This is a genomic window from Stenotrophomonas sp. YJH_SMC_69, from assembly GCF_059370495.1.
On the sequence record NZ_JCAFTS010000005.1, the window covers coordinates 320,606 to 340,368 of the forward strand.

Sequence of the window (19,763 nt, forward strand, 5' to 3'; positions counted from 1 at the left end):
GGCGCCCCGACACGCCGGTGGGCGGTCAGGACCCTGATGCGACAACGGGACGCTGATGGCCAGCGTCCCGTGTCGGTCCGGATCAGGACTTCTTGTCGTCCTTGACTTCGGTGAACTCGGCGTCGACCACGTCGTCCTGCGCCTTGCCGGCGTTGCCGGCGTCGGCACCCGGGGCACCGCCCTGGTCGGCCGAAGCAGCGGCGAACAGCGACTGGCCGGCTTCCTCCAGCACCTTCGACTTGGCTTCGATCTGTGCCTTGTCGTCACCCTTCATCGCGGTTTCCAGGTCGGCCAGGGCCGCCTCGACCTTGCCGATGACATCGCCGCCGACCTTGCTGCCGTGCTCGGTGATGGCACTGCGGGTGCCGTGGATCAGGGCATCGGCCTGATTGCGGGCCTGCACCAGCTCCTGGAACTTCTTGTCTTCTTCGCGGTTGGCTTCCGCGTCGGCGACCATGCGTGCGATCTCTTCCTCGGACAGACCCGAACCGGCCTTGATCTCGACCTTCTGTTCCTTGTTGGTCTTCTTGTCCTTGGCCGACACGTGCAGGATGCCGTTGGCGTCGATGTCGAAGGACACTTCCACCTGCGGCAGGCCACGCGGAGCCGGCTCGATGCCGGACAGGTCGAACTTGGCCAGCGACTTGTTGAAGCGGGCCTGCTCGCGCTCACCCTGCAGCACGTGCACGGTCACGGCCGACTGGTTGTCCTCGGCGGTGGAGAACACCTGCGAGGCCTTGGTCGGGATGGTGGTGTTCTTCTCGATGATCTTGGTGAACACGCCGCCCATGGTTTCGATACCCAGCGACAGCGGGGTCACGTCCAGCAGCAGCACGTCCTTGACGTCGCCGCCCAGCACGCCGCCCTGGATCGCAGCGCCCAGTGCCACGGCTTCGTCCGGGTTGACGTCCTTGCGCGGTTCCTTGCCGAAGAATTCGGTCACCGCCTGCTGCACCTTCGGCATGCGGGTCTGGCCACCGACCAGGATCACTTCGCTGATGTCGCTCGAACGCAGGCCGGCATCGTTCAGGGCGACGCGGCACGGCTCGATCGACTTCTTGATCAGGTCTTCCACCAGTGCTTCCAGCTTGGCGCGGGTCAGCTTGATGTTCAGGTGCTTCGGACCCGAGGCGTCAGCGGTGACGTACGGCAGGTTCACTTCGGTCTGCTGGGCGCTGGACAGCTCGATCTTGGCGCGCTCGGCAGCGTCCTTCAGGCGCTGCAGGGCCAGCGGATCCTTGCGCAGGTCGATGCCCTGGTCCTTGTTGAATTCTTCAACCAGGTACTCGATGACGCGGTTGTCGAAGTCTTCGCCGCCCAGGAAGGTGTCGCCGTTGGTGGCCAGCACTTCGAACTGCTTCTCGCCGTCGACGTTGGCGATCTCGATCACCGAGACGTCGAAGGTGCCGCCGCCCAGGTCGTACACCACGATCTTGCGATCCTTGTTGTCGCCCTTGTCCAGGCCATAGGCCAGCGCGGCCGCGGTCGGCTCGTTGATGATGCGCTTGACGTCCAGGCCGGCGATGCGGCCGGCATCCTTGGTCGCCTGGCGCTGGCTGTCGTTGAAGTAGGCCGGCACGGTGATGACCGCTTCGGTGACCTTCTCACCGAGGAAGTCCTCGGCGGTCTTCTTCATCTTCTCCAGCACCTTGGCCGAGATTTCCTGCGGGGCCATCTTCTTGCCATCGCTGGTCGACACCCAGGCATCGCCGTTGTCATGGGCCAGGATGCTGTACGGGACGTGGGCGATGTCCTTCTGCACTTCGGCGTCGGTGAACTTGCGGCCGATCAGGCGCTTCACCGCGTAGAAGGTGTTCTTCGGGTTGGTGACGGCCTGGCGCTTGGCCGAGGCGCCCACCAGGACTTCGCCGTCCTTGGTGTAGGCGACGATCGACGGGGTGGTGCGATCGCCTTCCGAATTCTCGATGACGCGGGCCTTGCCGCCGTCCATGATCGCCACGCACGAGTTGGTGGTGCCGAGGTCGATACCAATGATCTTGCCCATGGGGGAGACTCCTGAGGATGCTTGTTGGGGTCAGTCCGGCCGTTCGGCCGGTGGATGAATACGATGTGGGGGAGGCTCGTGGAACATTCAAGCCATCTCCCGAACGCTGTGTTTCCGGTCGCCCGGCGCGTTCAGCGTCGGGCCGGGTGACGGGACATTCCCGCCTTCCGGCCCTGGAGGGGTCAGTCGGCGGCCACCACCACCAGCGCCGGCCGCAGCAGGCGCTCGTTGAGCAGGTAACCCTTCTGGAACACGGTCACCACGCTGCCCGGGGCGGCGTCTGGGGCCGGCACCTGGCTGATGGCCTGGTGGTGTTCCGGGTTGAACGGCTGGCCGATCGGGTCCAGCAGGACCAGCCCGTTGTCGGCGGCAACCTTCAGCAGCTGCTTGTAGGTCAGCTCCAGGCCCTCGCGCAGCGGATGCGGGTCATCGCCGGCCGCCTTCAAGCCGGCATCCAGGCTGTCGAACACCGGCAGCAGCTCGCCCAGCAGCTTCTCGTTGGCGAACTTGCGGGCCTGCTCGATGTCACGGGCAACGCGCTTGCGCTGGTTCTCGAGGTCGGCGCGCTCACGCAGCGCATCGGCCTTGATCTGCTCGACCTCGGCGCGCAGGCGCTCCACTTCGTCGTTGACGCCGGCGGCGGCGGCCGCATCGGCGGCAGTCTGCTGGGATTCGATATCTGGATGTTCGTGGTTCATGTCTGGGTCCCTGGCGGTCAGTCTCCGCCTCCACCCACCCTAGTGTGGGCGGGATGCTGCGTTTCAAGCGTCGGATGTTCCAGGAGTGCGCCCGGCTGGCGAAAACGCCGCGCCGAGTACATCGGCAGTAGCCTGGACCAGCGGGATCATCCGGTCGTAGGCCATCCGCTTGGGGCCGATCACGCCCAGCACGCCCAGCACCTGGCCATTGGCCGTGTAAGGGGCAGTGACCAGCGAGACGCCCTGCAGCGGCATCATCCCGGTCTCCTCGCCGATGAAGATGCGCACGCCGGGCGCCTGGATGGTCCGCTCCAGCAGCTGCAGGATCTCGCGCTTGCTGGAGAACAGCTCGAACAGCTCGCGCAGCCGCTCCAGGTCGGACAGGTCCTGCACCCCCATCAGACGGGTCTGCCCGGCCACCAGCATGTCGTCGGCCGCCGGCTGCAGGGCCTGCTCGGCCAGCTCGATGCTGTGCGCCAGCAGCTGCTCCAGCTCCGAACGGGCATCACGCAGTTCCAGCAGCAGGCGGGTGCGGATCTCGGCCATCGGCAGGCCGGCGAAATGCGCGTTGAGGTAGTTGGCGACCTGTTCCAGCTGGCCCGGCGCGAACTCCTGGCGGGTCTCGATGACCCGGTTCTGCACCTCGTTGTCGGCGAACACCAGGATCGCCAGCACCCGGCGCCCGTCCAGCGCCACGAAATCGATCTGGCGGAACGCGAACTGCTCGCGCCGCGGGGCGCTGACCACGCCGACGAAGTGGCTCATCGCCGACAGCAGCTCCGAGGCGCTGCCAAGCAGGGCCTGGGTGCTGCCGCCGCCGGCCAGTTCCTGGCGCAGCCGGGCCAGCTCGCCTTCGCCCGGCGGCTGCATCTGCAGCAGGCTGTCGACGAACACCCGGTAGCCATGTGCGGTCGGGACGCGCCCGGCCGAGGTGTGCGGCGAAGCCAGCAGCCCCAGGTCTTCCAGGTCACCCAGGATGTTGCGGATGGTGGCCGGACTGACCTCCAGCCCGGCCACGCGCGCCAGCGTCTGCGAGCCGACCGGCTCACCGTCCTGGATGTAACGCGCGATCAGCGTGCGCAGCAGATGGCGCGCACGCGGGGCAAGCTGGTCGGGAGAACCGTGCATGGAATCAACCTGTGAGACACGGACACTAGATAATGGCGGCGGATCACCTTGGCAAGTCATTGGACCTCCCGCGCCCGCGTGCTAGCGTTGCGCGGCTGCTGACACCCCCTTACCCATGCTCAGACATCTTTCGATCAAGGATTTCGCCGTCGTCCGCGCCACCGAACTGGAGTTCGGGCCAGGCATGACCGTGGTTTCAGGCGAGACCGGCGCCGGCAAGTCACTGATGGTCGACGCGCTGGGCTTCCTGTCCGGCCTGCGCGCCGACAGCGGCGTGGTCCGCCACGGCGCCGCGCGCGCCGAGCTGTCGGCCGAGTTCGCGCTGGACCAGCTGCAGGCCGCGCGCCAGTGGCTGGCCGACAACGAGCTGGACGACGAGGAGCAGTGCCAGCTGCGCCGCGTGATCCGTGCCGATGGCGGCTCGCGGGCCTGGATCAACGGCCGCCCGGTGACCCTGGCCCAGCTGGCCGACCTGGCCTCGCTGCTGGTGGAGATCCACGGCCAGCACGAACAGCAGGCCCTGCTGACGCGCCCGTCGCAGCTGGCCCTGCTGGACGCCTATGCCGGCAACGAGGACGAGCGCCGCCAGGTGCGCCGCGCCGCTGCGGCCTGGCAGGCGCTGGTCGATGAATCGCTGGCGCTGTCGCAGCAGGGCGACGTCAGTGACCGGATCGGCTTCCTGGAGCACCAGCTGCGCGAACTGGACCGCGAAGACCTGGAACCGGAGTCGATTGCCGCGCTGGGCGCCAGCCACCGCCGCCAGGCCCATGCCAGTGCCCTGCTGAGTGCCTGCCAGGCGGCCAGCAACCAGCTCAATGGCGACGACGGCAGTTCCGCGCTGGACCTGCTGCAGCAGGTGCGCCACGAGCTGTCGCGCCTGATCGAACACGACCCGCGCCTGGGCGAGGTCGACGGCCTGATCGAGAATGCCTCGATCCAGCTGCACGAAGCCCTGTCGCTGCTGGACCGCGTGCATGACGACCTCGACGCCGACCCGGAACAGTTCGAGGAGAACGAGCGTCGCCTCGGCCGCCTGCACGACCTGGCCCGCAAGCACCGTGTGCCGATGGACGAGCTGGGCGCGCAGCGCGAGCGCATGCACGCCGAAGTGGAACAGCTGCGTGGTGCTGACGAACGCCTGCAGCGCCTCGCCGGCGAGATCGACAAGGCCGCTGCGGCGTGGCGCGTGCAGGCCGGGCTGCTGACCGCCAGCCGCCGCGCCGCCGCTGCCGAGCTGTCGGCCACCACCACCGGCATCATCGCCGAGCTGGGCATGGGCGGCGGCCAGTTCCTGATCGAGCTGGAACCGCAGGACGCCGGCAAGCCCGACCCGCAGGGTGCCGAGCGCGTGGAATTCCTGGTGGCGGCCAATGCCGGGCAGCCACCGCGTGCCCTGCGCAAGGTGGCCTCGGGTGGCGAACTTTCGCGCATCTCGCTGGCCATCGAAGTGGCCGCGCTGGACCTGGATGCAGTGCCGACCATGGTGTTCGACGAAGTCGACTCCGGCATCGGTGGCGCGGTGGCGGACATCGTCGGCCAGAAGCTGCGCGCCCTTGGCGAGAAGCGCCAGGTGCTGTGCGTGACCCACCTGCCGCAGGTCGCCTCGAAGGGCCATGCCCATTACCGGGTCAGCAAGGCCCCGGTGGAAGGCATGACCCAGAGCGCAGTGGAAAAGCTGGACAGCAAGGCGCGCGAGGAAGAACTGGCGCGCATGCTCGGCGGCGTGGAAGTGAGCAAGGAAGCGCGCGCCGCCGCACGCAAGCTGCTGCAGGTGTAACGCCGGCCGAGCCGAGCATTGGCTCGGCTTCCGCACGGTAGTGCCGGCCGCTGGCCGGCACCCTGATGCGGGTGGATGAAGATCATGAGGTTGCCGGCCAGCGGCCGGCACTACCCCTGTGGCTGCGTCAGATCGACGTTCTCCACCAGGAAATCAAGAAACGCGCGCACCCGCAGCGGCAGGTAGCCGCCCTGCCCCAGGAACACCGCGTGCACCTCTTCCAGGTCACCGGGATTGGCGTCCTCCAGCACCGGCAGCAAGCGCCCGGCGGCAATGTCCTGCTGCACCTGGAATGCTGCCAGCCGCGCCATGCCCAGCCCACCCAGCACCAGCTGGCGCAGCGCATCGCCGTTGCTGGCGCGCGCGTTGCCACTGGGCAGCAGCATGCGTTCGCGCCCGTCCTGCAACAATGGCCAGCCCTGCATCGCGCGCGCATGGCCGATATCCAACCGGTTGTGCGACTGCAGCTCCTCGGCAGTGCGTGGCAGCCCGTGCCGCTGCGCGTAGGCCGGTGCAGCCACGATCATCATCCGCGTCGCACCCAGCCGCCGCGCCACCAGGCTGGAGCTCTTCAGTGGACCGGCCCGCACCGCCACGTCGGTGCGCTGCTCAAGCAGGTCGATCACCTCGTCATTGAGGGTCAGGTCCACGCCTACCTGCGGGTTGCGTTCGAGGAATGCCGGCAGCAGCGGCAGCAGGAAATGCTGGCCGAACGGCACGTTGGAGTTTACCCGCAGCCGTCCGCGCGGCTCGGCATGGGCACTGGCACAGCGCTCGGCCTCCTCCAGGTCGGCCAGCACGCGCAGGCCGCGCTCGTAGAACGCGCAGCCTTCCGGGGTCAGCTGCAGCTGGCGGGTGGAGCGTTGCAGCAGGCGCGTACCCAGCCGCTGCTCCAGCCGGGCCACCAGCTTGCTCACTGCTGACGGCGTCATGTCCAGGGTGCGTGCGGCGGCGGAGAAGCCACCGGTCTCGATCACCCGCACGAACACTTCCAGTTCGCCGGATCGGTTGATGTCGGGTCGCGCCATGGCGATGAATCCAGTTCACAGATGATTGTCCATACGCAGTCTAGTTCACAGATGACCCCGGAATCACCATGGCGTTCCCTCCCACCTGGATTGCCCGATGAACCGCTTGAGCCAGCTCACCGCCACCGCCCTGCTCGCCCTGTCCGGCGTCGCCAGTGCCGCATCCGCCCCGCACTGGGTCGCCAGCTGGCAGGCCAGCCCGCAACCGGTCTGGGACGCGGATTTCCTGTTCCCGACCCTGGTTCCGGCCACGCTGCAGGACCAGACCTTCCGCCAGACCGCGCGCATCAGCCTGGGCGGGTCCCGGCTGCGGGTGCGGCTGAGCAATGCCTACGGCACCCAGCCGCTGCGGATCGGGGCGGCCAGCGTGGCCGCGGGCGCGGGCGCCACCCCGCAACCGCTCAGCTTCGACGGCCAGCCTGGGGTGTTGATCGGTGCCGGTCAGGAACGGCTGAGCGATCCGCTGGCGGTGGCCACGGAAGACCACCAGGCGCTGCAGGTCAGCGTCTTCGTGCCGGGGCCGACGCCGGTGCAGGCATTCCATTGGGACGGCCGCCAGACCAGCTGGATCGCCGGCGGCAATCAGGCCCGGGCGCGCGACCTGCAGGGTGCCAGTTCCACTACCGCACGCCTGTTCCTCACCGGGATTGAGGTCGAGGCCGCCGCCAGTGCGCGTAGCGTGGTGGTGATTGGCGACTCGATCACCGACGGCGCCACCGCCAGCCTCGACCAGGACCAGCGCTGGACCGACCATCTGGCCGCGCGTCTGGCACCGCGCGGCGTCGCGGTGGTCAACGCGGGCATTTCCGGCAATCGGCTGCTGAGCGACGGCATGGGCGAGTCGGTTCTGGCCCGCCTGCGGCGTGACGCACTGGATCAGCCCGGCGTCGCCAGCGTCATCGTGCTGATCGGCATCAACGACATCAGCTGGCCCGGTACTGCCTTCGCCCGCGCGCAGCCCCGGCCCAGCCTGCCCGAGCTGCAGGCCGGCTATCGTGCCCTGGCCGAACAGGCCCACCGGCGGGGTCTACGCATATTCGGCGCCACCCTGATGCCGTTCGCGGGCGCCCTGCCCGGCACGCCGCTGGACGACTACTACCACCCGGACAAGGAGGCCCTGCGCCAACAGCTCAATGCATGGCTGCGCAGCAACAGCCCGTTCGACGCGGTGATCGACCTGGACGCGGCGCTACGCGACCCGGCCGATCCGTCACGGATGGCCGCCGCCTACGACTCCGGCGACCACCTCCACCCGGGGGATGCCGGCAACCGGGCGATGGCCGAGGCGGTGGACCTGGAGATCCTGCTCGGTTGCAAGGGGTCAGAGCCCTTTGCTGGCGCAAAGGGATCCGACCCCGCAGAGCGCCCGGGGCCGGCCCCCTTTCCTGGAGGGAAAGGGCCCTGACCCCGGCAACGAAAAACCCCGGGCAAGCCCGGGGTTTCGTCGCTAGCGGCTGGCCGGAACGGCCTACTTGCGCTTCTTGCGCACGTAGAGCACCAGCGAGTGTTCTTCCAGCTCATAGCCGTGATCGGCCGCGATCTTGCGCTGCAGCTCCTCGATCTCATGGCTTTCGAATTCGATGATCTTGCCGCTGTCCACGTCGACCATATGGTCGTGGTGGCCACCACGGTCCAGCTCGTAAACGGCCTGGCCACCCTCGAAATTGTGCTTGAGCACGAGGCCGGCGGCCTCGAACTGGGTCAGCACCCGGTAGACCGTCGCCAGGCCGATCTCGTCGCCATGCTCGAGCAGCTGGCGGTAGATGTCCTCGGCGGTCATGTGGTGCTGGTGGTGCTGGGCATTGCGCTGTTCGAGCAGCGCCAGGATCCGCATCCGCGGATGGGTCACCTTCAGGCCGACTTTACGCAGGTCGTGGGTTTCCATAGGTCTCCGTTCATTGGCGATTTAGCGCCAGCTGCCTCGGATTGGGTCGCGGTGGCACGCCGGGAGTGTATCATCGGTTTGATTTCCCCAACCGCCAGTCCCGATGCGCAATCTCCTGTTGGTCGCCGCCGTCGCCCTGTCCACCACCGGGTGCGGCATCATCTACAAGCAACCCATCTATCAGGGCAACCTGATCCGGGAAGATGCCGTGGCCAAGCTGCAGGTCGGGCAGAGCAAGCAGCAGGTCACCGCGCTGCTGGGCACCCCGTCCATCCCCGACCCGTTCCACGCCCAGCGCTGGGACTACACCTCCAGCCAGCGCGTGAACCGCCTCGGCCGCACCGAAGTGAAGAACTTCGTGGTGTTCTTCGAGAATGACGCCGTTACCCGCTGGGAAGGCGACTACTTCCCGGGCAACGACAAGGCCCTGGCCCAGCAGACGGTGCGCCAGTTCGGCCGCAACCTGCCGAAGGACAAGAAGAAGAAGGGCCGCTGAGGCCTGCCCGTCCGCAGGGACGGGTTGCCGGGATCAACCGCCGAGCGCGCGACGCCGGCGGTTGTCCTTGGGGTCGGCCAGCAGCGGGCGCAGCAGCTCGATGCGGTCCCCGTCCAGCAGCGCCTGCTGTGGACGGGCCACCACGCCATGCACCGCGGCGGCCGGACAGTCGGCACTACCTTCCAGCGCAGCGGCGGCGATGGCGTCGGCCACGGTCGCTCCCTCTTCCAGCTGCAGGTGGCGCGACAGCACGCGCTCCGGCCAGGCCAGCACCACCTCGACCTCGATCATCGCTCAGCCCTCGTCGGCGACGCGGACGAAATCATTGACCATGCGATCGGCCAGTCCCTGGAAGCCGATCGCCAGGGCCGGACCGAGCAGGCGCGAGCTGGGTTCGAACTCCAGGGTCAGGGTGACCTTGCACGCATCCTCGGCCAGCGCATGGAATTCCCAGCGGCCGTGCAGCTGCTTGAACGGGCCATCGCGCAGCTGCATGTCGATGCTGTGCGGGCGCTGCAGGGTGTTTTCAGTCTGGAACCAGGTACTGAACGAGCCCAGGCCCAGGTCCAAGCGCGCCACCAGGCGGTCCTCGCCCTGCTCCAGGATCTGGGCAGCCGAGCACCAGCGGAAACGGCGCGGATAGGCCTGGACGTCGTTGACCAGGTCGAACATGCGCGCGGCCGAATGTTCGACCAGGGCGCTGCGGCGGATAGTAGGCATGAATACAGGACGTTTCGGCAATCGACCGGGCGGGCCCGAATCGGAGACAATACGGAAATGAGCAAGAACAGCGGCAAGGATAAAGCAAAGAGCGCGACGGCCAACAAAACCATCGCGTTGAACAAGCGTGCCCGCCACGAGTACCACATCGAAGAGCGCTTCGAGGCCGGCCTGGCCCTGCAGGGCTGGGAGGTGAAGTCGATCCGCGCTGGCCGCGGCAACATCATCGACGCCTACGCCTATGTGAAGCACGGCGAGATCTTCCTGATCGGCGCGCAGATCACCCCGTTGATCCAGGCCTCCACCCACGTGGTGGCCAATGACCGGCGCGAGCGCAAGCTGCTGCTGCACCGGAGCGAGATCGACAAGCTGGTCGGCAAGGTCGAGCGCGATGGCTACACGATCGTGCCCACTGCGATGTACTGGAGCAAGAACAAGATCAAGCTCGAAGTCGCGCTGGCCAAGGGCAAGCAGACCCACGACAAGCGCGATGCCGCCAAGGACCGCGACTGGGCGATCGAGAAGCAGCGTGTGATGCGTCGCGGCAACCGCGACGCATGACCGCCCCCATCGGCGCCACGGTGACTGCCAGCGCCGATGAAACGCGCACGTTGTGCGCGCGCCTGCTGGCCTTCAACCAGGCCCACGGCGGCGATTCACTCGATGAGACTCCAGTCCGCCTGGCCTGGCATGACGAGCACGGCGCGCTGCGCGGTGGTGTGCTGGCCGACGTCTGTGCCAGCTGGCTGCAGGTACATGTGCTGTGGGTGGATCCGGAACTGCGCGGGCAAGGCATCGGCCAGCGCCTGCTGGCGGAAGCAGAAGCCGCCGCGCGCCAGCTTGGCGCCCGCAACGTGATGCTGGATACCTTCGACTGGCAGGCCGAAGCTTTCTACCTGCGGCAGGGCTACACCGTCTATGGGCGGCTGCCCGATTGCCCGCCCGGGCACGAGCGGATCTACCTGCGCAAGCCATTGTCAGGTTCCTGACCGCGGCCGCGGAAACCGCCGACCGGTCACCCTGCCAGCACGCCCTGCCCGCGCATGGGCGGTGCCAGCGCTGCGTGCATCACGGCCAGGTGCATCACCACTGCCAGTTCCGGCGCATGCCGATCATCGCCGGCGCGCCACCGCTGCGCCAGCTGGGCCGCGTCGGCCGGCAGCAGGGCCAGCAGCTGGGCGTCATCCAGCGAATCGGCCGCGCCCTGGAGCTGCCGCGCCATCTGTCGCGCCTGCCATACATGCACGCCGATGCTGAGGCTGGCCAGCGACATCAGGACCACGGCCAGCCCGTGCTCGAACCATTGCGACAGCACTTCCGGCCCCCACAGCAGGGCCGCCAACACGGCCAGGCCCGGCAGGCGCCAGCCCAGCCAATGGATGCGACCGCGCTGCGACCAGTGCACAACCACCGCACTGGCCACCAATGCCGCGGCCGCAGTCGCCGGCAGCTCGGTCAGCGCGGTGGCCGCAAGCAACACCGCCAGCACCGCCCAGACCCAGCCGGGCGGCAGGGCGCGCCGCTGGTAGTCGGCACCGACCGGCCCGATCAGCTGCCGCAGGCTGCGTTGTTGGCTTGCATCGGTCACCCACAGTCTCCGTGTCTGTCCTGGCCCGGATGGTCGCCGCCAGTGTGTCGCAAATTCGTGCCAGTGACGTTACCAATCCGCTATGCCGCTGGCTCTACAACATGTTGTGGATTGCCACGGTGACTGTTCAGCTGTTTTGGCGTAGCATTGGCAGCGTTGGGCAGGCACTGGCCGTGGCGACACGAATCAGGCCTTGTACCTTGCAGAACTTGAAGAAACCGGGGGTGCATTGGTTTCGACGGGGGTTGTGAAGTCGCCTGGCGCATGCCGAGGGGGTAGCTTTCCTCGTAAATCCAGCTGCAAAACTCTAGTTGCCAACGACGACAACTACGCTCTGGCCGCTTAAGGCCTAAGCCTCGAAACCGCTTGTGTCCATGCTCGCGGTGTAGAGTCACTATCATGGAATCGCGCTGGATGGCTGCCTGTCAGTCCGGCACTAGAACACAACAGGCTGGTTCCCGGATGCGCTTTGCGCACCGTGCTGTTCGGGGACGAGATCCAACGGTGAGCTAAGCATGTAGTGCTGGGGATGGAGTGCCTTCGGACGGCGGTTCAATTCCGCCCACCTCCACCATCTGTATGGCCTGTCGAGGCCGCAAGAAGCCGGATCTCCCGTCGAGGGGGTTCCGGCTTTTTTGTGCCTGCTCGTCGTGCGGGAAGCGTGGGGCATAATCGGGATGGAGCTTTCGCTCCATCGCTGCATTGCCCCGGCCTGCTGCCGCCAGAAGGATCTGCAATGAAAACCGCCACAACCACGCTCGTCCTGCTCCTCACCACCCTCGCCGCAGCCTCAGCCACGCACGCTGCGGCGCCGGCCATCGCGCCCCCCGGCACCGCCACGCTGGAAGCGCTGCTGGCCTGCAAGGCCGGCTCGAACTTCAGTGCGGCCGACGCCATCGATGCGCTGCAGGCCGCCGGCCTGGCCAAGAAACCGGGCGGCACCTTCGAGCCGGAGGACAAGCCGGTCGCGCTGTTTGGCGGCACGGTCACCAGTGCCGATGTAAACGTGGCCGAAGGCGAGAAGAGCCTCTTCGTGTACTTGAACGGCGTCGATTCCAAGCGCCTGGCCAAGGCCTGGTCGGTGACCGAGGTCAACGAGCATGCCAACACCGAAGAGCCGTCGTACGTGAAGCGCATCGACAAGCGCCACACCCTGCACGTGATCGCGGGCGACGACTACGAGGGTTATTCGGCTGCGGTGAAGTGCCAGATCAGCCGCTGATGGCGTAGCCGACGCTACAGCCAGCGCGGCACGCGATGACGGTATTGCGCGTACGCCTCGGGAAAGCGGGCCATCAGTGCCCGCTCCTCCGGCAGGATCTGCAGCCGGGTGATGTACACCAGGAACAGCGGCACCACCAGCAGCGCGATCAGGTTCTGCAGGTACACCATGGCGCCAAGCAGGACCAACGCCTGGCCCAGATACATCGGATTGCGCGTGCGGCGGTAGATTCCGCTGGTAACCAGCGCGCTCGACGCCGAAGGTCGCAGAGGATTGACGGTGGTACCGGCGCGCTGGAAAGACAGCTTGGGCAGCAGATTGAGCACGACACCCAGCGTCACCGTCACGCCTGCGAGCAGAACCGGCACCGGCACCCGAAGGTGGAAACCCGGCCACAGCCAGCGTGCTGCAAAGCCCGCAGCGGCGCACAGCAGCATCACCACGGGCGGGGGAATGCGGGTTTCCAGCCAGGCCATCGCGATCACCGTGTCCCTTCCATTCGCCGCAGTGTCACACGGGAATGGCTGAATCGCCCACGGCGGCCAGGCCCAAACCGACCGTTCGGTCTATTCCGCTTTGACAGGCCGGCCGCTAGAGTGACGCCACCGCGCAGGAGCATCGTATGGCTACCACGGGCATGGGCTTCATCGGCCGCACGACCCTCATCATCACCGTGCTGCTCACCCTGGGGGGCTGCGCGACGCTGCGCCAGTTCGGACCGTCGGTGCAGGTCGCCTCGGTCACGCCCGGCCAGTACATCGCGCTCAAGCGCGGTGACATCCTCACCTCCGGCAAGCTCAGCGCGGCGACCACCGAGACCCTGCGCGTGGCCGGGCTCGATGAGGGCGTCTGTGCCAAGCCCGGCCTGCCCTGCATCGAGGCCATGGAAAGCAGCATCGTGGTGCGCGAGGAAGACAAGCGCTCCAGCCTGGCCGAGTTGTGGCTGCAGCATGCGATGACCCTGCCGGCACCGAAGCGCGAGTACTCGGCATCCGGCCGCGCCAAGACCGCGATCACCAAACTGGATGCCGACTTCCAGCCGCGCCTCGATGCGTGGATGCAGGTCGCGCGCCAGGCCTATGCCTATCTGTTCTTCACCGAGCGCACCGCCAATCAGCGTGGTTTCGAGGACCGCCAGACCCAGGTGCGCGACTACTACAACCTGGCTGTGCAGGAAGCCTCGGTGCAGCTGTACAACGCGTACGCCACCGGGCGCGTGCACAGCCAGGCCAGCCATTTCCAGCTGGGCCGCTGGACCTTCGTGCTGGCCCCTTCGGGCGAAGCATCGCCGCTGGACACGCGCACCCCCACCGAGCTGGTACCGGCGGCCTCGCTGTCGTTCACCGGTACGCTGCGTAGCGTGCATCGCCGCGATGGCTTCGGTGCCGAGCTGGTGGCGGTGATGGACGATCCGGCTGGCAGCACGGCCACCCCGCCTTCGGCAGCGACGCCCGCCGCGCAGGCAAGCACCCCGGCCGCGCAGAGCTGGAGCGAGATGCCCTCGCCTTCGATGACGGTGCTGCTGCGCTTCTCGGGAAAGAACCTGTGGGAAGTGCTGCACGACGACGAGCCGGAACTGGAGATCCACGATCCCTACCAGGTCTCGGAAGTAACCCTGCACGGCCAGCAGGTGCCGTTGGCGGCCAACTTCACTGCGGGCTACGCACTGTGGCTGGCGCGCTCCAACTTCAGCCACCAGTCGCTGCGCTCGCTGTTTGGTGGCAAGGGCGGCATCGACGCGCCGCATCTGTACATGATGCAGCCCTACGACCCGAACCGACGCGTGCTGTTGATGATCCATGGCCTGGCCAGCAGTCCCGAGGCCTGGGTGAACGTGGCCAACGAACTGATGCGCGACGACGAGATCCGCCAGGACTTCCAGGTCTGGCAGTTCTACTACCCGACCAACATGCCCATCGCGATGAGCCACGATGCGATGCGCCACACGCTGGCCGAAGTGCTCAAGCACTTCGACCCCAGCGGCAAGGCGCAGGCCTCGCATGACATGGTGCTGGTCGGGCACAGCATGGGCGGGGTGATCGCGCGGTTGATGGTCTCTTCCTCCGGCGACCACCTGGTCGACACCCTGCTGGCCACCGCGCAGATGACGCCCGCCCAGCGCGAGCTGCTGCGCACCAAGGGCGCGCCAGTACTGACCTTCCTGCCGGAACCGGAAGTATCGCGGGTGGTTTTCATCGCCACACCGCATCGCGGCACCGACGTGGCCGGTACCCGCCTCGGCCGCTGGATCGGCCGCCTGGTACGGCTGCCGCTGACCGTGCTGGAGGACGTGGCGACGCTGGCCAACGACGGCCAGATCGATCGCAACGATGGCAAGCACGGCTACCAGATGAACAGCATCCAGAACCTGGACAAGGACGACCCGTTCGTCCGCGCCGTGGCCGACCTGCCGATGTCACCGAAGGTGCACTACCACTCGATCATCGCCCGCGCCAAGGCCGATGGCCCACTGGAAAAAACCGATGACGGGCTGGTGCCCTACTGGAGCTCGCACCTGCCACACGCCGTTTCGGAGAAGGTGATCGTGTCCGGTCACAGCGTGCAGGAAGCCACGCCGGCCATCGTCGAGCTGCGGCGGATCCTGCATGAGGACATGCAGGAACACGGGCGTACGGCAAAGTAAGCCGCCCGCCCCTGCAGATCAGGCACCGGCCGTATGGCGCGAGAACGTGCCGTGCAGCGCCGCGGGAATCGCGAAGCCTTCCATGCGCACCTCGGGCCGGTAGTCGGCGCTGGGGGTGAAACGGAATTCGCGCGCCAGCAGCGCGCACAGCAATACCAGCTGTGCATTGCCGACCGCCGATCCCACGCAGGAACGCGTGGGGAAGCCGTAAGGCACATAGATGCCGGCGGTGCGCTTGCGCCTTTCGGGCAGCCAGCGATCGGGATCGAACAGCAGCGGGTCATCCCAGTATTTCGCCGAGCGATGCTGGATGAACGAGCTCAGCTCGAACACCGTGCCCTCGGCGATGGCCTGCCCTTCCACCTGCAGATCGCAGGCGGCCACCCGACGGTTGTTGAAGGGCGTGGAATACAGCCGCATCACTTCCTTCAGGAAGCGCATCGTGCAGGGAATCCTGGCCATCGGCAGCGCATGGATCTCCGCATCCGAGAGCGGCGCGAATTCCTCCTCGATGCGCTGGCGCCAGTGTGGATGCATCTGCATCGCCAGCAGCAGGCAGGCGGCCATCATGCCGGGCACCCCGGAAATGGCGATCAGCTGCACGGTGACCAGGTAGGTGACCTTGTCCAGGCCGATGCGCTCGCGAAGGGTCAACAATGACTGCGCGTAGTCCAGCGGCGAACGTCCGCTGCGGACCCGGCGCCTGAGTTCGGCGGTGATCGCCCGCGATTCGCCACGACCGATGAGGAAGTTGCGCAGCAGATGACGCCGATGGATGACCTGCTCGACCTGGGTGGTGTAGCGCAGATGCAGGGCGCGTTCGATGGCCTCGGTACCGCGCGCGTCGAGCCCGTCGATCACCAGTGGCACCAGCGGATGCGCCATCACCTTCCACACGGCTGGCGTGGCATCCAGCTCGCGCCCGCACAGTGCGTCCAACGCCTGCCGCATGCGCGACTGCAGCGCCTCCAGGGTCTGCGCTCCGGTAAGCTCAGCACTGCGGGTCGCGATCAGGCTGCGCACTTCGGTCCAGCGCACGCGTTCGTGCCGGCGGAACAGGTCGGCCAGCGACTCGACCACGAACAGGTGCTCGGAATTCTCCTTGTCGACCTTGCCGGCCAGTTCTGGGCAGAACACCCCGATACCGCCGGTTTCCAGTTTCAGCACCGGTCCTTCGCGCTCCACGCGCGCAGCCAGGCGCTCGGCAGCAATGGCGCTGCCTTCATTCGACATCCCTTGCATGCAGTGCGTCTCCGGCAGGAAGGGACTCGAAAGACGAGTCCCTTCGTCTTGCTACCGCTCAATCGCGGGGTTGCCCCGCAGGATCAGAACTCGACCCAGAGCGGCCAGGTATTCCACACACTGCTCTTCTCGTTCGGATGGATATTCAGAGTGACGCGCAATGCTCGGGCGAATCTTTTCATTTTCATTCCTTTGCTTGCTGTGTGGTTATGCCGGGATTATCCCGGCACCGGCTAGATAACACGACATAATCCTGCTGTCCAACCGGGCCGGTGGCGCGATGCAGCATCCGGGTGGTGGTCCATTGAGGGGAATCCCTCATCGCGCCTGCGCACGCGGCCTCCTATGCTGGGCTCACTTTCCCCCAACGGAGGTCCGCATGAACACGCAAGAGCCCAGCCGCCAGCCCACCCCCGATCCGGCCGAGCGCGATGCCTTCTTCCCGTCGCCGTACTCGCTGTCGCAGTTCACCTCGCCCCAGAGCGACCTGTCCGGGGCCGACTATCCGGATGCACGCCGCGATGGCCGCTGGAAGGTGCTGATGATCGCCGCCGACGAGCGTTATCTGCCGACCGCCAATGGCCACCTGTTCTCCACCGGCAACCACCCGGTGGAAACCCTGCTGCCGATGTACCACCTGGACAAGGCCGGCTTCGACATCGACGTGGCGACGCTGTCCGGCAACGCCGTGAAGTTCGAGTGGTGGGCCTTCCCGCGCGAGGACCGCGAGATCGGTGCCCTGTACGAACGCTATGAGGCGCGCTTCCGCCAGCCGTTGCAGCTGGATGAGGTGGTGGCCGGCCTGGGAGCCGATTCGGACTATGCCGCCATCTTCATTCCCGGTGGCCACGGCGCACTGATCGGCCTGCCGGAGAGCGCGGCGGTGAAGGCCACGCTGCAGTGGGCCATGGCCGGGCAGCGCCACATCATCACGCTCTGCCATGGCCCGGCGGCGCTGCTGGCGGCGGGCGTCGACGAAGCCGACGGTGGCTCGCTGTTCCGTGGTTACCGCATCTGCGCCTTCCCCGACGCAATGGACCGGCAGACACCGGAGATCGGCTACATGCCGGGGCAGCTGCGTTGGTTCTTCGGTGAACGCCTGGCGCAGCAGGGCGTGCAGATCGTCAATGAGGGCATCGATGGCAGCGTGCTGCAGGATCGCCTGCTGCTGACCGGCGACAGTCCGCTGGCCGGCAACGCGTTGGGCAAGCTGGCCGCGCGTACGCTGCTCGATGCACTGGCGGGGCGCTGAGCTAATGCCTGCGCTGGTGCCCGCGCTGCTGGAACTGGAACAGGCGCGGTCACTGCCCGCGGTGGGCGGCGTGCTGCGCGCCGCCGCCTCACCCCTGGGCTACGATCGACTGCTGGTGTTTGCCACCGGGACCGGGCTGGAACGCGACGCGCAGCGCGTGTACTGGATCGAGGGTGACTGGTTCGGCGACGGCAGCGATACCGGACTTGCCCGCTACCTGCATGCCTGCCCGGTCAACCGCCATGTACTGGACAGCAATGCGCCGTTCTTCTGGAGCAAGCGCCAGGGCGTGCGCGGCGAACGCTATCAGGTGGTGAAGCAGCCGCGCGGCGATGGCCTGCATGGGTTGCAGGTGCCGGTGTTCGGCCCGACCGGCCTGGAGGGTGCGGTCAGTTTCGCCGGCACCTCGATTGATGCATCCGCCAGCGCGCGCCTGCTGCTGGAAATGGTCGGAACGTCAGCCTTCCGTGCGGCGCGCCAGTTCGCCGAGGCGCCCGCGGATGTTCGCGCAGGCGCGTTGAGCGCACGCGAACGCGAGGTGCTGCGCTGGGTCGCTGCTGGACGGCGCCAGGCGGAGATCGCGGCCACGCTGGGGCTGTCTGCACGCACGGTGGAGAACCACCTGCGGCGAGCGCGACAACGGCTCGGCGTGGCCACCACCGCGCAGGCGGTGCGCGCGGCAGGCCGCCGTGGCGAGATTGAAGACTGAGCCAGGCAGTACAGATGCTGTCAGGCGTGCCGCGGCGTCAGCGTACCGATGAAATCGACCGGAATGGCAAAGCCTTCCAGCTGCATCCACGGTGTGGGCTCATCCTGTACCGTCAACTCGAAATCGCGGGTCACCAATGCGCAGAACAGCAGCAGCTGCGCGTGGCCGACCGCACTGCCGATGCAGGCCCGCGAGGAAAATCCGAAGGGCACGTAGGCCCCCTTGTTGGCCTGGCGTCGCTCCGGCAACCAGCGATCAGGATCGAAGCTGTCCGGGTTCTGCCAGTACTCCGGCGAATGATGCTGGAAGTAGGACGACAACTCGTATGCCCCGCCCTTGCGGATGCACACGCCCTCGATATCGATATCGTGCGAGGCCGGACGATGCAGGGCGAACAGTCCCGGCCACAGCCGCAGGGTTTCCTTGACGAAACGCGACGTGCACGGCAGCGACTTGATCGGCAGCGCATACAACTGCTCCAGGCTCAGCGCCGAGGTTTCCTCGCGGATGCGCGCCTGCCAGTGCGGAAATCGATGCATCGCGTACAGCAGGCTGGCCGCCGTGATGCCCGGCAGGCCCGACATGCCGGCCAGCACCATCGACACCAGATAGGCCAGGCGGTCCACCCCGACCCGCTGCACCAGCGGCAGCAGGGATTGCAGGAAGTCCTCGCGCGGCACGGTCTGGCGCGCACGACGCCGGATGTGCCGCGACACCGTGCGGGCCGCGCGGCGGGAAAGATGGAAGTCGATGATCCGCCGCCAGAACGAGAAGTTCTGCAGCACGATGGCGTTGTATCGGGTCTTCTGCTCACCGATGAGCGCATCGACGTCGGATCGACTGAGGCCGTCGATCAGCATCGGCAACAGCGACTGCGAGATCGTCCACCAGCTCAGTTCGCTGAGGTCATGCGGCCTGTCCGCGCGCTGGGCAAGGAAGCCGTGCATGCGCGTGTAGAGGTCGCGCATGTGGCCGGGACTGGCCAGCCGCCCGGCCTGCTCGCTCAGCAACGCCCGCACCTCGCGCCACGCAACAGGGTCCCTGCCACTGCGCAGCCCGAGAAAATCAATCAGTGAATCCGGTACGGTGTGCTGGTCGGTGTTGGCCTTGTCGATCCTGACCGCCAGGGCCGGATCAAAGATGCCGACGACATCATTGTTGAAGCGCAGTACCGGCCCTTCGCGACGCACGCGTTCGAGCAGGTCGTCGATGGAAACCACTTCCGCATCCGCTGCACGCTCATCCATGCCCTGCCTCCAATGCCAGGGAAGATCATCGACCCTCCCTGGCGATGTCATCGAATACGTGGAGTCCTTCCGGTCAGAAGATATTCCAGTAGCGATACTTGGAACGGATGCACTGCGTGGAA

Annotated in this window: 20 protein-coding genes and 1 other RNA gene; 10 read left to right on the top strand and 11 right to left on the bottom strand. The window is 67.0% G+C overall.

Going from position 1 to position 19,763, the window contains the following annotated elements; genetic code table 11:
• Positions 1-82: 82 nt before the first annotated feature.
• The 3 genes from dnaK to hrcA form a co-directional block, all read right to left on the bottom strand.
• Entirely contained in the window at positions 83-2,005 is a 1,923-nt protein-coding gene (gene dnaK / locus AC5P8F_RS11535) for a molecular chaperone DnaK (protein WP_014646813.1), read from the bottom strand.
• 182 nt (positions 2,006-2,187) lie between these two features.
• Positions 2,188-2,703: a nucleotide exchange factor GrpE gene (gene grpE, locus AC5P8F_RS11540; RefSeq protein ID WP_014646812.1), complete on the bottom strand. Its 516-nt coding sequence runs from the start codon at positions 2,701-2,703 to the stop codon at positions 2,188-2,190.
• 63 nt (positions 2,704-2,766) lie between these two features.
• A complete protein-coding gene (hrcA, locus tag AC5P8F_RS11545) occupies positions 2,767-3,831 on the bottom strand; it encodes a heat-inducible transcriptional repressor HrcA (protein ID WP_010484463.1) in 1,065 nt (354 codons plus the stop codon).
• Positions 3,832-3,946: 115 nt separating this feature from the next.
• Between hrcA and recN the strand changes: the two genes are divergently transcribed.
• On the top strand, positions 3,947-5,608 hold the full coding sequence (recN, locus tag AC5P8F_RS11550) for a DNA repair protein RecN (protein ID WP_049439215.1): 1,662 nt from the start codon (positions 3,947-3,949) through the stop codon (positions 5,606-5,608).
• A 110-nt stretch (positions 5,609-5,718) separates the two neighbouring features.
• Here recN and AC5P8F_RS11555 read toward each other — a convergent pair whose 3' ends face one another.
• Positions 5,719-6,636, bottom strand: coding sequence for a LysR family transcriptional regulator (locus AC5P8F_RS11555; protein WP_032959114.1), 918 nt, complete (start codon positions 6,634-6,636; stop codon positions 5,719-5,721).
• Between the two features lie 97 nt (positions 6,637-6,733).
• Here AC5P8F_RS11555 and AC5P8F_RS11560 point away from each other — a divergent pair, with 97 nt between their 5' ends.
• On the top strand, positions 6,734-8,041 hold the full coding sequence (locus tag AC5P8F_RS11560; protein WP_049407705.1) for an SGNH/GDSL hydrolase family protein: 1,308 nt from the start codon (positions 6,734-6,736) through the stop codon (positions 8,039-8,041).
• A 63-nt stretch (positions 8,042-8,104) separates the two neighbouring features.
• Here AC5P8F_RS11560 and fur read toward each other — a convergent pair whose 3' ends face one another.
• Complete coding sequence (gene fur, locus AC5P8F_RS11565) at positions 8,105-8,521, bottom strand: ferric iron uptake transcriptional regulator (RefSeq protein WP_014646807.1); 417 nt, start codon at positions 8,519-8,521, stop codon at positions 8,105-8,107.
• 103 nt (positions 8,522-8,624) lie between these two features.
• Here fur and AC5P8F_RS11570 point away from each other — a divergent pair, with 103 nt between their 5' ends.
• Positions 8,625-9,017, top strand: coding sequence for an outer membrane protein assembly factor BamE (locus AC5P8F_RS11570; protein WP_014036847.1), 393 nt, complete (start codon positions 8,625-8,627; stop codon positions 9,015-9,017).
• Between the two features lie 33 nt (positions 9,018-9,050).
• Here the strand turns inward: AC5P8F_RS11570 and AC5P8F_RS11575 are convergent, their stop codons facing one another.
• Positions 9,051-9,308: an RnfH family protein gene (locus tag AC5P8F_RS11575; RefSeq protein WP_049439213.1), complete on the bottom strand. Its 258-nt coding sequence runs from the start codon at positions 9,306-9,308 to the stop codon at positions 9,051-9,053.
• Positions 9,309-9,311: 3 nt separating this feature from the next.
• On the bottom strand, positions 9,312-9,737 hold the full coding sequence (locus tag AC5P8F_RS11580; protein ID WP_032959119.1) for a type II toxin-antitoxin system RatA family toxin: 426 nt from the start codon (positions 9,735-9,737) through the stop codon (positions 9,312-9,314).
• Positions 9,738-9,794: 57 nt separating this feature from the next.
• On the opposite strand from AC5P8F_RS11580, the gene smpB reads away from it, so the two are divergent.
• Complete coding sequence (smpB, locus tag AC5P8F_RS11585) at positions 9,795-10,298, top strand: SsrA-binding protein SmpB (protein WP_005409231.1); 504 nt, start codon at positions 9,795-9,797, stop codon at positions 10,296-10,298.
• Positions 10,295-10,726, top strand: a complete 432-nt coding sequence (locus AC5P8F_RS11590) for a GNAT family N-acetyltransferase (protein ID WP_495228219.1) — start codon at positions 10,295-10,297, stop codon at positions 10,724-10,726. The genes smpB and AC5P8F_RS11590 overlap by 4 nt, the downstream gene beginning before the upstream one ends.
• Positions 10,727-10,752: 26 nt before the next feature.
• Here AC5P8F_RS11590 and AC5P8F_RS11595 read toward each other — a convergent pair whose 3' ends face one another.
• The gene (locus AC5P8F_RS11595) at positions 10,753-11,325 is read right to left on the bottom strand and encodes a hypothetical protein (RefSeq protein ID WP_495228220.1); all 573 of its coding nucleotides are present in this window, start codon (positions 11,323-11,325) and stop codon (positions 10,753-10,755) included.
• Between the two features lie 220 nt (positions 11,326-11,545).
• On the opposite strand from AC5P8F_RS11595, the gene ssrA reads away from it, so the two are divergent.
• Both ssrA and AC5P8F_RS11605 read left to right on the top strand, forming a co-directional pair.
• Positions 11,546-11,899: a transfer-messenger RNA gene (ssrA, locus tag AC5P8F_RS11600) on the top strand.
• 162 nt (positions 11,900-12,061) lie between these two features.
• Positions 12,062-12,547, top strand: coding sequence for a hypothetical protein (locus AC5P8F_RS11605; RefSeq protein ID WP_032959123.1), 486 nt, complete (start codon positions 12,062-12,064; stop codon positions 12,545-12,547).
• Positions 12,548-12,561: 14 nt separating this feature from the next.
• Here AC5P8F_RS11605 and AC5P8F_RS11610 read toward each other — a convergent pair whose 3' ends face one another.
• Positions 12,562-13,023, bottom strand: a complete 462-nt coding sequence (locus AC5P8F_RS11610; protein ID WP_049420521.1) for a methyltransferase family protein — start codon at positions 13,021-13,023, stop codon at positions 12,562-12,564.
• A 146-nt stretch (positions 13,024-13,169) separates the two neighbouring features.
• On the opposite strand from AC5P8F_RS11610, the gene AC5P8F_RS11615 reads away from it, so the two are divergent.
• Positions 13,170-15,191: an esterase/lipase family protein gene (locus tag AC5P8F_RS11615; protein ID WP_329768638.1), complete on the top strand. Its 2,022-nt coding sequence runs from the start codon at positions 13,170-13,172 to the stop codon at positions 15,189-15,191.
• An 18-nt stretch (positions 15,192-15,209) separates the two neighbouring features.
• On the opposite strand, the gene AC5P8F_RS11620 is transcribed toward AC5P8F_RS11615, so the two are convergent.
• Positions 15,210-16,433, bottom strand: a complete 1,224-nt coding sequence (locus AC5P8F_RS11620) for a cytochrome P450 (protein ID WP_329768637.1) — start codon at positions 16,431-16,433, stop codon at positions 15,210-15,212.
• Between the two features lie 379 nt (positions 16,434-16,812).
• On the opposite strand from AC5P8F_RS11620, the gene hchA reads away from it, so the two are divergent.
• Entirely contained in the window at positions 16,813-17,685 is an 873-nt protein-coding gene (gene hchA, locus AC5P8F_RS11625; RefSeq protein ID WP_049439205.1) for a glyoxalase III HchA, read from the top strand.
• Positions 17,686-17,689: 4 nt separating this feature from the next.
• A complete protein-coding gene (locus AC5P8F_RS11630; RefSeq protein WP_053495142.1) occupies positions 17,690-18,394 on the top strand; it encodes a PA1136 family autoinducer-binding transcriptional regulator in 705 nt (234 codons plus the stop codon).
• A 20-nt stretch (positions 18,395-18,414) separates the two neighbouring features.
• On the opposite strand, the gene AC5P8F_RS11635 is transcribed toward AC5P8F_RS11630, so the two are convergent.
• Positions 18,415-19,641, bottom strand: a complete 1,227-nt coding sequence (locus AC5P8F_RS11635) for a cytochrome P450 (RefSeq protein WP_329768636.1) — start codon at positions 19,639-19,641, stop codon at positions 18,415-18,417.
• Positions 19,642-19,763 lie beyond the last annotated feature (122 nt).